Below are 15,281 nucleotides of genomic sequence, written 5' to 3'. Positions count from 1 at the left end.
GACCACCGGCGTTCGCCCGTCACCTGCGGTGACGGGCGACCCGGCCGTTACCGCCGTGTGAACCGGCACCCGCTCACGGGCGGTGAACGTGAGAACCAGTTGACCTGCTGTTCATCTGAGGCAGCACCTGCGCAATACCGCGCTCGTAGTTTTGGGACGTCCCCGCAGGCAGGGCTGATGAGAAAGAAGGTGCAGCATGACGACGCAGACGGTCGTGGTTGTCGGCCACGGGATGGTCGGACACCGCTTCGTCGAGGCACTCCGTTCCCGTGACGCCGAGAACCGCTGGGATGTGCTGGTGCTGTGCGAGGAGCCGGTTCCCGCCTACGACCGGGTGGGCCTGTCGTCGTACGTGAACTCGTGGGACCCCGCGCAACTGGCGCTGTCCGGCAACGACTACCCCGGCGACGACCACGTGAGCGTGCGCCTGGGCACCCGCGCCGAGTCAGTGGACCGCGACGCCAAGACGGTCACCACGTCGTCGGGCGAGGTGATCGGATACGACGCGCTCGTGCTGGCGACCGGCTCCTACCCGTTCGTCCCGCCGGTGCCGGGCAGCGACGAGGCCGGCTGCTTCGTCTACCGCACCCTCGACGACCTCGACCGGATCCGGGACGCGGCCGAGGCCGCCGGGACCGGGGCGGCGGCGGTCGTGGTCGGCGGCGGCCTGCTCGGATTGGAGGCGGCGAACGCGCTGCGGATGCTGGGGCTGACCCCGCACGTCGTCGAGTACAACTCGCGGCTGCTGCCCAACCAGGTGGACGAGGGCGGCGGTATCCTGCTCGAACGACTGGTCACCGACCTGGGGCTGGCCGTGCACACCGGGGTGTCGACCCAGTCGATCACCCAGGACGCCGGCGGGTCGCTGCGGGTGTCGCTGTCCGACGACTCCGACATCAGTGCCGCGATGCTGGTCTTCTCCGCCGGGGTCCGCCCGCGCGACCAGATTGCCCGCGACTGCGGTCTGCAACTGGGCTCGCGCGGCGGCGTGCTCGTCGACACCGCCTGCCGGACCTCGGATCCGGATGTCTACGCGATCGGCGAGTGTGCCGCGGTCGAGGACCGCTGCTACGGGCTGGTCGGTCCCGGCTACGCGACCGCCGAGGTCGTCGCCGACCGGTTGCTGGCCGGCGGCGCCGAATTCCCCGGTGCGGACCTGTCGACGAAGCTCAAGCTGCTCGGCGTCGACGTCGCGAGCTTCGGTGATGCGCTGGCCGAGTCCGAGGGGGCCCTGGAGGTCGTGCTCAACGACGCGGCCAAGCGCACCTACGCCAAACTGGTGCTCTCCGACGACGCGAAGACCCTGCTCGGCGGTGTCCTCGTCGGCGACGCGAGCGCCTATGCGAGCCTGCGCCCGCTCGTCGGCCGGGAACTGCCCGCCGATGCGGCGTCGTTGATCTCGCCGGCCGGCGCCCAGGTCGGTGCGGGAGCACTTCCGGACGATGCGGAGGTGTGCTCGTGCAACGCCGTCACCAAGGGCACGATCTGCGGGGCCATCGCCGACGGCGCCTGCGACATCGCCGCGATCAAGGCGTGCACCTCGGCCGGCACCACCTGCGGCGGCTGCGTCCCGATGATCAAGCAGATCCTCGAATCCTCCGGTGTCGAGATGTCGAAGGCGCTGTGCGAGCACTTCGAGCAGTCCCGCGCGGAGCTGTTCCAGATCGTCCAGGCGACCGGGATCCGCACGTTCTCCGGGCTGATCGCCAAGTACGGCAAGGGAACCGGCTGCGACATCTGCAAGCCGACGGTCGCCTCGATCCTCGCGTCGACCTCCGGCGACCACATCCTCGACGGCGAGCAGGCCGCGCTGCAGGACTCGAACGACCACTTCCTGGCGAACATCCAGAAGAACGGCACCTACTCGGTGGTGCCGCGGATGCCCGGCGGCGAGTGCACCCCGGAGCAGCTGATCGTCATCGGAGAGATCGCCCGCGACTTCGGCCTGTACACGAAGATCACCGGCGGTCAGCGCATCGACCTGTTCGGCGCGCGCGTCGAGCAGTTGCCGCTGATCTGGCGGCGACTGGTCGATGCCGGCATGGAATCCGGTCAGGCATACGGCAAGTCGGTGCGCACCGTGAAGAGCTGTGTCGGCTCGAGCTGGTGCCGGTACGGCGTGCAGGACTCGGTCGGCATGGCGGTGGCGCTGGAGAACCGCTACCGTGGGTTGCGGTCGCCGCACAAGCTCAAAATGGGCGTGTCGGGTTGCGCCCGCGAGTGTGCGGAGGCGCGCGGCAAGGACGTCGGCGTCATCGCCACCGAGCGCGGCTGGAACCTGTACGTCGCCGGCAACGGCGGGCAGAGCCCCAAGCACGCGCAGTTGCTGGCGGGGGATCTGGACTCCGAGACCCTGGTCCGGTACATCGACCGCTACCTGATGTTCTACATCCGGACCGCGGATCGGTTGCAGCGCACGGCCCCGTGGCTCGAGGCGCTCGACGGGGGACTGGATCACCTGCGCGCGGTGGTGTGCGACGACAGCCTCGGCATCGCGGACGACCTCGAGGCGGCGATGGCCCGGCACGTGCACAGCTACACCGACGAATGGGCCGGGGTGCTGGCCGATCCGGAGAAGCTGGCGCGGTTCGTCTCGTTCGTCAACGCGCCCGACGAGCTCGACCCGACCGTGGCGTTCAACCAGGACGCCGCCTACGCCGAGGACGGATCACGGAAGGTGCCCGTGCTCATCGGGATGCCGGCCGTGCGGTCCCCGCACGACGACTTCGTCACCGCCGACTGACCGACCGTCGGACCCGACAACTCGACCATCGACGAACGCATGATGAAGGGAGAAACACCATGACCGTCATGGACATTCGACCGAAGGTGACCGCCGCTCTCGGACGCTCCACCGACTGGACCCCCGCCTGCATGATGGGCGACCTGATCCCCGGGCGCGGTGTCGCGGTGCTGATGCGTGGCGGCGACCAGGCGGCGCTGTTCCGGCTCGCCGACGACTCGCTGCGCGCGGTCGGCAACATCGACCCGTACGCCTTCGCCGCCGTCATGTCCCGCGGCATCGTGGGCGACCGGGCCGGCGAGCCGACCGTCGCGTCGCCGTTGCTCAAGCAGGTCTTCTCGCTGGAAAGCGGCGTGTGCCTGGATGATCCGTCACATGCCCTCCCGGTCTACCGGGTCCGTGTCGTCGACGGTGTGGTCCAGGTCGCCCATGGTGGGTAGTGCGGCCGTGGCGGACCGGACCGCAGCGACCGACGGTGCACCCGGCGCCCAGCTGGCCGGGTTCACCGTCGGCATCACCGCGGCCCGGCGGGCCGACGACTTCGCCGCACTGCTGACCCGGCGCGGCGCGGAGGTCGTGCAGGCCCCGGCGATCCGGCTGATCCCGCTGCCCGACGACGTGCAGCTACGGCAGGCGACCGCCCGGGTGATCTCGAGTCCGCCCGACATCGTGGTGGCCACCACCGCGATCGGGTTCCGCGGCTGGGTCGAGGCCGCCGACGGCTGGGGGCAGGCCGACGAACTGCTCGGCGCGCTGCGGTCGGCCCGCGTGGCCGCGCGCGGACCCAAGGTGACCGGCGCGGTCCGGGCCGCGGGACTGCGCGAGGACTTCTCTCCCGAGTCCGAGTCGTCGGTCGAACTGCTCGAGCACCTGCTCGGTGCCGGGGTGTCCGGCTGCCGGATCGCGGTCCAGTTGCACGGCGCGGCCACCGAATGGGAACCGATCGTCGACGTGTGTTCGGCGCTGCGGTCCGCCGGCGCGGAGGTGATCGAGATCCCCGTCTACCGGTGGCTGCCCCCGGAGGACCCGCGGGCGGTCGACGCGCTGCTGCGCACCACCATCGACGGCGGGCTCGACGCGCTGGCCTTCACCAGCGCCCCCGCGGTCGCCGCGATGCTGGGGCGGGCCGACGACAACGGGCTGCTCGAGCCGTATCTGGCGGCGCTGCGCGGCCAGGTGCTGGTCGCCTGCGTCGGGGCGGTGACCGCGGCACCGCTGACGAGGCTCGGCGTGGAGACGTTCCAGCCGAGCCGGGCCCGGCTCGGCGCGTTGGCGCGGGAGCTGGCCGAGGCGCTGCCGGCTCGGGCCGTCCAGGTCCGCGCGGGCGGGCGCGAGCTCAGCATCCGGCGCAACTGTGTGGTCGTCGACGGCGCGGTCCGGGAGGTCACCCCGGCGGCGATGGCGTTGCTGCGCGAACTGGTCCGCAGCCCCGGCCGGGTCGTCTCCCGGACGGACATGCTGCGCGCGCTGCCCGGGGGCAGCGCGGACACCCACGCGGTGGACTCGGCGGTCGCGCGGCTGCGGGCGTCGCTCGGCGACGGGCAGATCGTGCAGACGGTGTTCAAACGCGGCTATCGGCTGGTGACAGAACAGGAGCGACGATGAGCGACAGCAACATCGGCAGCAGGGACCCCGAACTGGTGCTGGTCGCGCACGGCACCCGCAACCCGCGCGGAGTGCAGGTGATCGGTGCGCTCGCGGAGGCGGTGTCCGAGCGCGTCGGCCGGACGCGGGTCGCCTTCGTCGACGTGCTCGGGCCGTCACCGTCGGAGGTGTTGCGGCGCATGGAGACTCCGACGGTCGTGCTGCCGGCCTTCCTCGCCTCCGGCTATCACGTGCGGGTCGACGTGCCGCGCGAGGTCGCCGACAGCGGCCACGCGGATGTGACGGTCACCCCGGCGCTCGGGCCGTCGCCCGCGCTGGCCGGGGTGCAGTTCGACCGGCTGCGCGCGGCGGGCTGGCGCCCCGGCGACGACGTGGTGCTGGTCGCCGCGGGATCGTCCGATCCCCGGGCGCTGGCGGACGTCCGCGCCGCCGCCGCCGTGCTCTCCGACCTGATCGGTCGTCCGGTCGAGATCGGCTACGTGACCACCGCCGCGCCCCGAGTTCCCGAGGTCGTCGCACGGATCCGTGCTCGCGGGGCGCGGCGGGTTCTCCTGGCCCCCTACCTGTTGGCGCCGGGGCTGTTCCACGACCGGTTGCGTGAGGCCGGCGCCGACGCGGTCGCCGACCCGCTGGGTGTGCACCCGGGACTGGTCGACCTGGTCGTGCGGCGCTACACCGACGCGGTCCGGGTGCCGGCCAGGGTGCGCTGACCCGCGTGGCCCCGGTCGTTACGCTGGTGGCCGGGTGCCGGCGCATGTTGCCGCACATGAGCGGCAGGGATGGCGTCGATGGGCAGGCAGCGCGGCGGCGGATCGCGTAAGGGACGCTCGAGCGGTGGTGTCAGGTCCGGCGCGGCCCGGTCGGGCGGTGCCGGGGTCCCGGTGGCCGGTGTCCACGAGATCGACACCGGCACCTGCGAACTCGAGCCGGACCCGTTCGACTCCAACGGCTGGGTGCTGCGGATCAACGGCGAGCCGAGCTCGCACATCGACCTGGCCGAGCCGCGCGCGCTGTCCTTCGACTACATGCGGTGGATCGCCGAACTCGTCTACTCGCAGTGGGATCCGTCTTCGGCGGAGTCGTCACCGCGGATGCTCCATCTCGGCGGCGGCGCCTGCACGCTGGCGCGCGCGTTCGGTGCGGTCTACCCGCAGGCCCGTCAGGTGGTCGTCGAACTCGACGGGCGCCTCGCGGTGCTGGTGCGCGAGTGGTTCGACCTGCCGCGCGCCCCGCTGCTACGCATCCGGGTCGGTGAGGCCCGCGCGGTCACCGAGACGCTCACCGAGAACAGCCGCGACCTCGTGATCCGCGACGTGTTCGCCGACCACAGCACCCCGCTGCCGCTCACCACCGTCGAGTTCGCCGCGCACGTCCGCCGGGTGCTGTCGCCCGGCGGGATCTACGTCGTCAACTGCGGCGACACCGCGGACCTGCGCGGCGCCCGCGAGGAGGCCGCCACGATCGGCGAGCGCTTCGAGCACACCGCGGTCATCGCCGACCCCGCCACGCTCGGCGGCAAACGTCGCGGCAACATCATCCTTGCGGGAAGTGATGTCCCGCTGGGGAATTCGCCGCGGCTTGCGAGTCGGCTGTTGGGTGGCGGAACCCAGGCGCACGTGTGGCAGGACGCGCAGGTGCGCCGATTCGCCGGTTCGGTCCGCGCGCGCCGCGACCCGGCCGGCGCCTGAGTTCCGGGGTCAGAACCGCCAGCGCGCGACCGCGAGGTCGACGCGCCCGTCGAGGATCGGCGTCCCCTCGCCGGCCAGCCGTTCCAGCTGGCGCTCGGCGAGGTGTGCTGCGGGCCGTCCGTCGGCGCGCAGCACCCGATGCCATGGCAGATCGGCCGCGTCGGTGCGCATGATCCAGCCGACCGTGCGCGGGGTGCTCAGACCCGCCGCGGCGGCGATGTCCCCGTAGGTCGCGACACGGCCACGCGGGATCGACGCGACCAGCTCGCGGACCCGTTCGACCTGTGCCTCGGTGGTCGGCATCTACAGCAGCTCCCGCACCAGCCGGCCGACGACATCGGGCCTGGCCTGGGGGATCATGTGGTCGCAATCGACGTCGTGCACCGTCAACCGGTCGGCGAGGTGCGCGCGCAACGCCGTGCGGAAGTCGTCGGTGACGAACGGCGGCTGCACCCGCATCGCCTGCACCAGCACCGTGCGCAGGCCCGCCGGCGGCAGCACGAAATCGCGGGCCATCTCGCCCCACGCGGCGATCGCCGCCGGTGTGCTGACACGCCAGCCGACGCGGCCGCTCGGCAGCTCGACAAGGTGCTCGACCAGCTCGTGCTCGAGCACCGCCGCCGGCACATCGGTCCAGCCGCCGTGCTGCTTGTCGCTGCGCGCCTCCGCGACGTCGGTGTAGTCCGGCGAGGCGATCGTCAGGTCGGCGACCTGCAGCGCCCACTTCGGGTCCAGCCCGATCGCCGGGTCCAGCAGCACCAGCGCGCCGATCAGCTCGGGCACCGTGCGGGCGAGGTGGATCGAGAGCATCGCGCCGAACGAATGCGCGACCAGCACCACCGGCGCCGTCGCCTCCCGCCGCAGCAGCGCCGCGAGGTCGGCGACGTGCCCCTCGATCGTCCACGGTGGCGTCCACGGGGAGTGACCGTGCCCGCGCAGGTCGGGGGCGAGCACGCGCACACCCGGTAGCTCGTCGGAGGTCAGCGTCGACCACCGCTTGCCGTGGCCGGTGAGCCCGTGCACGGCGAGCACCTGCACGGGTCGGTCGTCCGGTCCGAAGCGGTGCACGTGCAGCGAGTCCATGTCTCGATTCTCGCAAAGCGGTGCGAACCGTACGCAGGTGCTTGTCGTGCGAGGCGATCACAGTGGATCATGGATCGAGGTGGTTTCCGTCAGGAGAGGGGAGTCACGATGACCGGCACAGACCCGGCCCAGCAGGAGCAGGCTCACGCAGAGCTGTCCGGCGATTACGACATCGACGTGGCGCACTCCAGATTCGGGTTCATGGCCAGGCACGCGATGGTCACCCGCGTGCACGGCACGTTCAACGACGTCGACGGTGTGCTGCACCTCGACGCCGGCGACATCGGGCGGTCGACCGCGCGGGTGACGCTGGTCGCGGACAGCATCGACACCGGTGTCGAGCAGCGTGACCAACACCTGCGCAGCAACGACTTCTTCGACATGCCGACGTACCCGGAGATCACCTTCGTCAGCACCGCGATCAACGGGTCGGCACCGTCCTTCGAGGTGACAGGGGACCTGACGGTGAAGGGGATCACGAAGCCTGTCACGGTCGACGTCGAATTCACCGGCGCCGCGGTCGATCCCAGCGGGAACCACCGGGTCGGCTTCGAGGTCTCCGGGACGCTCAACCGGCGCGACTGGGGCGTGAACTGGAACGCGGCCATGGAGGCCGGCGGGATGCTGGTGGGCGACAAGGTCACCCTCGAGATCGACATCTCGGCGATCCGTCGGCAGGAGTGATCGCCTCGGCGGTATCCCCGTGCGCGCCACGGGGCGTGTGAACGATCCGTGAAAACTCGCTGTTCGACGGCGATATGGGCGCATCGGGGGTTACCGTCGGGGCTGGCCGAAACCGGCCATCCGTTGCCGGCGATATGGGGAACACCATGAAGCACGCAATGACAGTCCGGGCCGTCGAGGCCGGTGCGCTGAAGACGGGGGCGGTGAAAGCGGCCGCACTCAAGACGCTGGCGGCGACGACGATCGTGGCCGCTGCCGCGGCCGGTGCCGGGGTGGGTGTGGCGGCCGCAGCGCCGGTCACGACACCCGTCGGCCCGTCCATCACCCTCGCCGACGCGCCCGCGGCACCGGCGCATCCGCGCAACAAGGCCGAGGCCCTGGCAAACCTGCAGAACGAGCTCGGGAAGGGCTTCGTCAACGGCGGCGGCGCGGGCACCGCGATCGGCGGGGCGATCGGGCTGGTGATCGGGTGCCTGTCGATGTTCCCGGGCAGCCTCGCCGGCTGCATGATCGGCGCGCCGACCGGATCGGCGACCGGTGCGGCCATCGGCACCGCCACCGGCAACCCGCAGGTCGGCCAGGCCATTCAGGATTACCTGAACGCGCCGAACTGAGCGACGTCCGGCGCGGGACGGCCGCGGCGTACTGAACGGTCGGCGGCGACGCTGTCGGTGCCTCGTGGTGTCATGCTCGCATGAGCGAAGGCGGCGCCGGCCACGGAGACGATCGTCGGTGGGCGCGGCTGGTGCCGCAGCAGCAGGTGGACGCCGCCGACGGCAGGGAATGGACCGGCGCGGCGGCGGACCTGCTCGCTGAGCCGGACAGCCCGGTCGGCGGCGCGGTGCAGATCCTCGGCGGACCCGGCACCGGCAAGACCTCGCTGCTGATCGACCTCGCCCGCAATCGTCTCGCGCGAGCGGGCACCGACCCGGAGTCGTTGCTGGTGCTCGCGCAGTCGCGGCGTGCCGCCCTGCGCATCCGGGAGTCCGTCACCGCCGGGCTGCTGGTCGACGGCCGGCTCCGGGCCACTCGCGAGCCGCTGGTCCGCACCGTGCACTCCTACGCGTTCGGGGTGCTGCGGCTGCACGCGGCCCGCCACGACAATCCGCCGCCGCGCCTGATCCCCGGCGCCGAGCAGGACGCGGTGATCCGCGAGCTGCTGCGCGGCGACGAGCTCGACGGCACCGGGAAGTGGCCACCGCACCTGCGCCCGGCGCTGGGACTGGCGGGTTTCGCACACGAGGTCCGTGACGTGATGCTGCGTGCGACCGAGCGGGGGCTCGGCCCCGAGGGGCTGGCCACGCTGTGGCAGCACTCCGGCTACGAGAAGTGGCGCGAGGTCTGGGAGGCCGTCGCCGACTTCGCCGTCCGGTACGAACACGTCCAGCAGCTCCGGGCATCGGTCGGCATGGAGGCGCCGGAGGCGACCGCCCCGGCGGTCAACGCGGCCGAACTGGTCGGCGCGGCGCTCGACGCGTTCACCGCCGACCCGGAACTGCTGGCCGCGGAGCGGTCGCGCATCCGCTACCTGCTGGTCGACGACGCACAACACCTCGATCCGCTGGCGGCCGAGCTGGTGCGGGCGCTGGTCCCGGGCAGCGCGCTGGCCGCGATCGCCGGCGATCCGGCCCAGTCGATCTTCCGGTTCCGTGGCGCCTCCCCGCGCTTCCTCGAAGGTCTCGGTGCGGGCCGATCGGTCGCGCTGACCGTGAACCACCGCAGTGACGAAGCCGTGGTGCGGGCGGCGGCGGGTATCGCCCGGAAGATGCCGCGGCACCTGCCGCAGTCCCCGGCACCGGAGCGATCCGGTGGCGTCGTTCGCGTCGAGGTGCACACGACCGCGGCGAAGGAGGCGGCGGCCGTCGCCGACACCCTGCGCCGCGCCCATCTCGTCGACGGCGTGCCGTGGTCGTCGATGGCGGTGATCGTGCGGTCGGTGCCGCTGTCGATGGCCCCGCTGCGGCGCGCGCTGCTCGCCGCGGGCGTGCCGGTCATCACCGCCGCGGCCGAGCTGCCGCCGGCCCGTCAACACGGCACGGCCGGGCTGCTGCTGGCGCTCCGGGCGGTCGCCGCGCCGTCGGTCATCGGCGGGTTCGGCCCCGACGATGCGCTCGCGCTGCTCGCCGGCCCGCTCGGCGGCGCCGACCCGATCGCGCTGCGCCGGTTGCGCCGCGGCCTGCGCCGCCTGGAGCTGGGCGCGGGCGGTGAGCGGGACTCGGCGGAACTGGTGCGGTCGGCGCTGCTGTCCGCGCCCGGCGACCCCGACACCGACAGGCTGCTGAGGGAGCTGAGCGAGGTCGAATCCGCGCCGTTGGTGCGGGTGCGCAGGATCGTCGCCAAGGCGCGGGCGGCGGTGGCACGCGGGCGGGGCGTCGAGGAGGTGCTGTGGGCGCTCTGGCAGGCGAGCGGTCTGCAGCGCCGGTGGGTCGAGGCGGCCGCCCGCGGTGGGTCGGTGGGGGCGCAGGCCGACCGCGACCTGGACGCGGTGGTCGCCCTGTTCGACGCGGCCGCGGACCACGCCGACCGGTCCCCGTCGGCCAACGTGTCCGGTTTCGTGGACCACATTGTGGCCCAAGAGATCCCGGGTGGGTCGCGGCTCCGTGCGGAGGTCGTGCCCGAGGCGGTCACGGTGCTGAGCGCGCACGCGGCGGCCGGTCGCGAATGGGACGTGGTCGTGGTGGTCGGTGTGCAAGAGGGCATCTGGCCGAACCTGCGTACCAGGGGCACGCTGCTCGGCGTCGGCGACCTGGTGGACGCGGTCGAGCTGGGCGGCGGCCCCGGTCAGGAGACCAGGCAGCTGTCGAAGATGGCGCCGCTGCTCGACGAGGAACGGCAGCTGTTCGCGCTCGCATGCAGCAGGGCGCGCAGTCGGCTGCTGGTCACCGCGGTCGAGTCGGCGGGTGACGGTGACGAGCTGGTCCCGTCGCGTTTCCTCGACGAGATCCGGTCGAGCGGCGAAGGCGACGATGCCGTGGAGCCCGAGGACACCGGTGCGGACGGGCCGGAGGAGCGCCGGGTGCTGGCGTTGCCCGCGCTGGTCGCCGAGTTGCGCAGCGTCGTGTGCACCGATCCCGGCGACGACGGGGTCCGCCGCGCCCGGCGGGATCGGGCGGCGCGGCAGCTGGCGCGGTTGGCCGCGGCCGGCGTGCCCGGAGCCCACCCCGACCAGTGGTACGGGCTGGCCCCGTCGAGCACCGACGCGCCACTGTGGCGACCGGAGGACGGTCCGGTGCGGCTGTCGCCGTCCACCGTCGAGACCCTGCACCGCTGTCCGTTGCGCTGGCTGCTCGAGCGGCACGGCGGCACGGACGGCGATTCTACGACCGCGGTGACCGGCACGCTCGTGCACACGCTCGTGCAGGCGGTCGCGGGCAACGTGCCCGATGAGCAGGTGCGTGCGGCGCTCGGCCGGGCGTGGACGGAAGTCGACCTGGGTTCGCCGTGGTTCTCCCGGCACGAGCTGGTCCGTACCGAGGGCATGCTCGAGAGCTTCCGGACCTGGCTGCGCGAGACCAGGACCGAGCTGACCGAGGCGGGGGTCGAGGTGACGGTCGAGGGAGTGCTGCCGGCGCCGGAGTCCGGCGGACCGGACGTGAAGCTGACCGGCCGGATCGACCGGCTCGAACGCGACGCGCTCGACAGGCCGGTCATCGTCGACGTGAAGACCGCCAAGACCCCGGTCAGCAAGGCCGACGCGGAGGCGCACGCGCAGCTGGCCACCTATCAGGTCGCGGCCGCGAAGGGTCTTGTGGAGGGTGTGGACGCGGGCGAACCGGGCGGCGCGAAACTGGTGTTCGTCGCGAAGCGGACCAAGACGCAGGCCGCCACCGAACGCACCCAGGCGCCGCTGGACGGCGACCGCATCGACGAGTGGATCGGCGAGATCCACCGCGCCGCCGCCGCCACCCGGGGCCCGACCTTCGAGGCGATGGTCAACGATGGATGCCGGCACTGCCCGGTGCGGACGAGTTGTCCGGTCCAGGACTCGGGGAGGCAGGTGTGCGGAGCATGAACGCGGTGGTGAGCGCATCGGTACTGGCGAAGGCGCTGGGCGACAACGAGCCCACGCCGGAGCAGGCCGCGGTGATCGAGGCCGATCCGACGTGCCCCGCGTTGGTGGTGGCCGGCGCCGGGGCCGGCAAGACCACCACGATGGCGGCCCGGGTGGTGTGGCTGGTCGCCAACGGGCATGCCCGGCCGGAGCAGGTGCTGGGCCTGACGTTCACCCGCAAGGCCGCGCAGCAGCTGAGCAAGAAGATCCGGGGGAGCCTGAACCGGCTCAAGGCGCCGGATGCGCTGAGCGGGATCGGCGCCGGGGCGGAGTTGCGTGAGATCCTCGCCGCGGGCGAGCCGGAGATCAGCACCTATCACTCGTATGCGGGGCGGCTGCTCACCGAATACGGGCTGTTGCTGCCGATCGAGCCGGGTGCCCGGCTGCTCGGCGAGACCGAGCTCTGGCAGCTGGCCTACCGGGTGGTCAGCGGCTGGGACCGGGACCTCGAGACCGACAAGAGCCCGGCCACGATCACCGAGGCGGTGCTCGGGCTGTACGGGCAGCTGGCCGAGCACCTTGTCGACCTCGACCGGCTCGACGAGACGTACCGGGAGCTCGAGCACCTGGTGCACAACCTGCCGCCGGGTCCGGGGAAGAAGGGCGCCCCCAACCAGAAGCTCCTCTCGGTCGTCGACGCCCAGCAGCGCCGGGTGGCGCTGCTGCCGCTGGTGATCGCGTTGCGCGACACGCTCCTTCGCGAGGGGCTGCTGGACTTCGGCAGCCAGATGTCGCTGGCGGCGCAGGTCGCCGACCGGCACCGCGAGGAGGTGGGCGGGGCCGAGCGGGAGCGGTTCCGCGCGGTTCTGCTCGACGAGTACCAGGACACCGGTAATGCGCAGCGGGTGCTGCTCGCGAGCCTGTTCGGTGTGGGCGTCGACGGTTCCGGCACCGGCAGCCCCGGGCACACGCTGGCGCTGACCGCGGTAGGCGACCCCATCCAGTCCATCTACGGCTGGCGCGGTGCCTCCGCGGTGAACCTCGACAAGGTCGTCGAGGACTTCCCGCGGCCCGACGGCACCCCCGCGCCGCGCCTGGAGATGCTCACCAGCTGGCGTAATCCGCCAGAGGCGCTGACGCTGGCCAACGCGGTCTCCGAGTCGCTGCGCGCCCGCGGGGCGAAGGTGGGCACGCTCAACGCGCGTCCAGGGGCCGTGGCGGGTGACATCCGGGCGGCGTTGCTGCCCGACGTGGGCGCCGAACGTCGCTGGGTGGCCGAGCAGATCGCGCAGACCTATGCCGCCGCCCGCGCCGAGGGGAAGGCCGTGCCCAGCGCGGCGGTCCTGGTGCGGCGCAACGCCGATTCCGCGCCGCTCGCGGAGGCGCTGCGCGAGCAGGGTCTGCCGGTCGAGGTGGTCGGGCTCGGCGGTCTGCTCGACGAACCCGAGGTCCGTGACGTGGTTGCCATGCTGCGACTGATCGCCGATCCCCTCGCCGGCAGCGCGGCGATGCGCATCCTCACCGGCGCGCGCTGGCGGATCGGCGCTGCCGACCTGGCGGTACTGGCGTCGCGGGCGCGGGCCCTGGCCATCCGCACCGCCTTCGCCGAGGCCGGTGTGCTCGACGACGCCGAGACGCTGGACCGCGGGCTCGCGGCGGCGCTGCCCGGAGAGCACGCCGACCAGGCGGGGCTGGCCGATGCGATCGCCGATCCCGGTCCGGCCGAAGCGTATTCGGCCGCCGGCTACCACCGCATCACCCAGATCCGCCGCGAGCTGGCCTCGCTACGCGAACGTCTCGGCCAGCCGCTGACCGAACTGGTCGCCGAGGTCGAGCGCACGCTACGCATCGGCATCGAGTCGGTGGCCCGTCGCCCGGACGAGCCGGCCGGCGCGGGTTCGGTGGCCGGTCGTGAACATCTCGATGCGTTCGCCGACGTGGTGGCCGGCTATGCGAGCCTGCCGAACGCGACGCTCACCGGAATGCTGGCGTATCTGGCCGCGGCCGAGTCGATCGAGGACGGCTTCGACAGTGCCGAGGTGGCCGTGCACCCGGAGCGGGTGCAGGTGCTCACCGCGCACAAGGCCAAGGGCCTGGAATGGCAGGTGGTGGCCGTTCCGCACATCGTGGACGGCGTCTTCCCGTCGGACCGGGCGTCGAGCACGTGGCTCGGCGACGTCACCGAACTGCCGCCGCGGCTGCGCGGCGACGCCGCGGTACCACCCGACGGATCCGATCCGGGTGCGAACCACGTTGCGGTCGAGGGGTTCCCGTTGCTCGATCTGGACGGGGTGAACACCCGCAAGGACCTCGAGGAGGCGATCGAGCGGCACAAGAAGGCGCTGGCCGCGCGTCGGCTCGACGAAGACCGCCGGCTGCTCTACGTGGCGCTCACCCGCACCGAGCGGGTGCTGCTGGTTTCCGGGCACCACTGGCCGGACGAGGGTAAAGCCAAGGGGCCGTCCGGGTTCCTGCTCGAGCTCAGGGAACGCATCGAGGCAGGCGTCGGCGAGGTGCAGGAGTGGGCGCCGACGCCCGAACACCCGGAGGCCGAACACAATCCGTTGAGCCAGGAGAAGCGTGCGGCGCCCTGGCCTCCCGTGCAGCCGCTGGGTGCGCGGCAGCGTGACGTCGAGGACGGCGCCGAACTCGTGCGGCACGCGGTGGCGGAATTCGCGAGCACCACCACCACCGCCGCGGCCTCCGCTACGAAAGCCGCCACGACCTCGGCGGAAGCCGACGAGGACGGCGAACCTGCCGAGGACGAACCGGACGTGGACGATCCGGAGGGCTGGTCCCGGGATGTCGAAGTGCTGCTGGCCGAACGCGCACAGCGCCTCGCGCCGCAACTCGCGGTACCGCTGCCGCATCAGCTCTCGGTGAGCCAGCTTGTCGAACTGCGCGCCGACCCGGACCTGCTCGCGCAGCGGCTGCGCCGGCCGCTGCCGTACCCGCCGAATCCGTTCGCCCGCCGCGGAACCGCGTTCCACGCCTGGGTGGAGCGCCGATTCGGGGCGACGCGGCTGCTCGACCTGGACGAGCTGCCCGGGGCCGCGGACAGCGAGAACGGCCCCGTGGCCGACCTGGCCGAGCTGCAGGAGGCGTTCCTGCGCTCGCCCTGGGCGCAGCGCAACCCGGCCGAGGTGGAGGTCCCGTTCGAGACCTCGATCGCCGGAACCGTGATCCGCGGCCGCATCGACGCGGTGTTCCGCGACGCGGACGGCGGGTGGACGGTCGTCGACTGGAAGACCGGCGGCGAGCCGACCGCCGAACAGCGGCGGTCGGTGCTGATCCAGCTGGCCGCCTACCGGGTGGCCTGGGCGGAGCTGGCCGGCGGCGACGAGCCCGTCCCGTTGACGAGCGTCCGCGCGGCGTTCCACTACGTGCGCACCGGCCGCACCATCGCCCCCGACGACCTGCCCGACCGCGAGGAACTGGGCCGGTTGATCGAGTCCGCCGGCGCGGACCGGCACCAGTAGGGTCGCCC

Annotated in this window: 11 protein-coding genes; 9 read left to right on the top strand and 2 right to left on the bottom strand. The window is 72.6% G+C overall.

Annotated features, from left to right (window positions below):
* Positions 1-196: 196 nt before the first annotated feature.
* From nirB to G4X40_RS01095, 5 genes are all read left to right on the top strand, one after another.
* Complete coding sequence (nirB, locus tag G4X40_RS01115) at positions 197-2,743, top strand: nitrite reductase large subunit NirB (protein WP_277829602.1); 2,547 nt, start codon at positions 197-199, stop codon at positions 2,741-2,743.
* A 59-nt stretch (positions 2,744-2,802) separates the two neighbouring features.
* On the top strand, positions 2,803-3,183 hold the full coding sequence (nirD, locus tag G4X40_RS01110; protein ID WP_277829601.1) for a nitrite reductase small subunit NirD: 381 nt from the start codon (positions 2,803-2,805) through the stop codon (positions 3,181-3,183).
* A complete protein-coding gene (locus tag G4X40_RS01105) occupies positions 3,173-4,348 on the top strand; it encodes a uroporphyrinogen-III synthase (protein WP_277829600.1) in 1,176 nt (391 codons plus the stop codon). The genes nirD and G4X40_RS01105 overlap by 11 nt, the downstream gene beginning before the upstream one ends.
* Positions 4,345-5,058, top strand: a complete 714-nt coding sequence (locus G4X40_RS01100; RefSeq protein WP_277829599.1) for a sirohydrochlorin chelatase — start codon at positions 4,345-4,347, stop codon at positions 5,056-5,058. Before G4X40_RS01105 ends, G4X40_RS01100 begins: the two co-directional genes overlap by 4 nt.
* Positions 5,059-5,136: 78 nt before the next feature.
* Positions 5,137-6,036 carry a spermidine synthase gene (locus G4X40_RS01095; RefSeq protein WP_408642086.1) on the top strand — a complete coding sequence of 300 codons (900 nt, stop codon included), beginning with the start codon at positions 5,137-5,139 and terminating at the stop codon, positions 6,034-6,036.
* Between the two features lie 9 nt (positions 6,037-6,045).
* On the opposite strand, the gene G4X40_RS01090 is transcribed toward G4X40_RS01095, so the two are convergent.
* Positions 6,046-6,339, bottom strand: a complete 294-nt coding sequence (locus tag G4X40_RS01090; protein ID WP_277829597.1) for an MGMT family protein — start codon at positions 6,337-6,339, stop codon at positions 6,046-6,048.
* Positions 6,340-7,119, bottom strand: a complete 780-nt coding sequence (locus tag G4X40_RS01085) for an alpha/beta fold hydrolase (protein ID WP_277829596.1) — start codon at positions 7,117-7,119, stop codon at positions 6,340-6,342.
* A 108-nt stretch (positions 7,120-7,227) separates the two neighbouring features.
* On the opposite strand from G4X40_RS01085, the gene G4X40_RS01080 reads away from it, so the two are divergent.
* From G4X40_RS01080 to G4X40_RS01065, 4 genes are all read left to right on the top strand, one after another.
* Positions 7,228-7,803 (top strand): YceI family protein, encoded by a 576-nt coding sequence (locus G4X40_RS01080; protein ID WP_277829595.1) that lies wholly within the window; start codon positions 7,228-7,230, stop codon positions 7,801-7,803.
* Positions 7,804-7,949: 146 nt separating this feature from the next.
* The gene (locus G4X40_RS01075) at positions 7,950-8,417 is read left to right on the top strand and encodes a hypothetical protein (protein WP_277829594.1); all 468 of its coding nucleotides are present in this window, start codon (positions 7,950-7,952) and stop codon (positions 8,415-8,417) included.
* A gap of 80 nt (positions 8,418-8,497) precedes the next feature.
* Positions 8,498-11,815 carry an ATP-dependent helicase gene (locus G4X40_RS01070; RefSeq protein ID WP_277829593.1) on the top strand — a complete coding sequence of 1,106 codons (3,318 nt, stop codon included), beginning with the start codon at positions 8,498-8,500 and terminating at the stop codon, positions 11,813-11,815.
* Positions 11,812-15,273 carry an ATP-dependent helicase gene (locus G4X40_RS01065; protein WP_277829592.1) on the top strand — a complete coding sequence of 1,154 codons (3,462 nt, stop codon included), beginning with the start codon at positions 11,812-11,814 and terminating at the stop codon, positions 15,271-15,273. The genes G4X40_RS01070 and G4X40_RS01065 overlap by 4 nt, the downstream gene beginning before the upstream one ends.
* The last annotated feature ends 8 nt before the right edge of the window (positions 15,274-15,281 follow it).

The sequence above is a fragment of the Speluncibacter jeojiensis genome, from assembly GCF_029589495.1.
Taxonomy (GTDB): Bacteria; Actinomycetota; Actinomycetes; order Mycobacteriales; family Mycobacteriaceae; genus Speluncibacter; species Speluncibacter jeojiensis.
The sequence above is the reverse complement of the archived record's forward strand: the minus strand, read 5'-3'. Positions and strand labels throughout refer to the sequence as shown.

Bases quoted from the DNA above. Each gene is read 5' to 3' on its own strand.
- G4X40_RS01105 (WP_277829600.1), top strand. From the start codon at position 3,173: ATGGTGGGTAGTGCGGCCGTGGCGGACCGGACCGCAGCGACCGACGGT.
- G4X40_RS01070 (WP_277829593.1), top strand. From the start codon at position 8,498: ATGAGCGAAGGCGGCGCCGGCCACGGAGACGATCGTCGGTGGGCGCGG.
- G4X40_RS01065 (WP_277829592.1), top strand. From the start codon at position 11,812: ATGAACGCGGTGGTGAGCGCATCGGTACTGGCGAAGGCGCTGGGCGAC.
- G4X40_RS01080 (WP_277829595.1), top strand. From the start codon at position 7,228: ATGACCGGCACAGACCCGGCCCAGCAGGAGCAGGCTCACGCAGAGCTG.
- G4X40_RS01075 (WP_277829594.1), top strand. From the start codon at position 7,950: ATGAAGCACGCAATGACAGTCCGGGCCGTCGAGGCCGGTGCGCTGAAG.
- G4X40_RS01090 (WP_277829597.1), bottom strand. From the start codon at position 6,339: ATGCCGACCACCGAGGCACAGGTCGAACGGGTCCGCGAGCTGGTCGCG.
- nirD (WP_277829601.1), top strand. From the start codon at position 2,803: ATGACCGTCATGGACATTCGACCGAAGGTGACCGCCGCTCTCGGACGC.
- G4X40_RS01085 (WP_277829596.1), bottom strand. From the start codon at position 7,119: ATGGACTCGCTGCACGTGCACCGCTTCGGACCGGACGACCGACCCGTG.
- G4X40_RS01095 (WP_408642086.1), top strand. From the start codon at position 5,137: ATGGGCAGGCAGCGCGGCGGCGGATCGCGTAAGGGACGCTCGAGCGGT.
- nirB (WP_277829602.1), top strand. From the start codon at position 197: ATGACGACGCAGACGGTCGTGGTTGTCGGCCACGGGATGGTCGGACAC.
- G4X40_RS01100 (WP_277829599.1), top strand. From the start codon at position 4,345: ATGAGCGACAGCAACATCGGCAGCAGGGACCCCGAACTGGTGCTGGTC.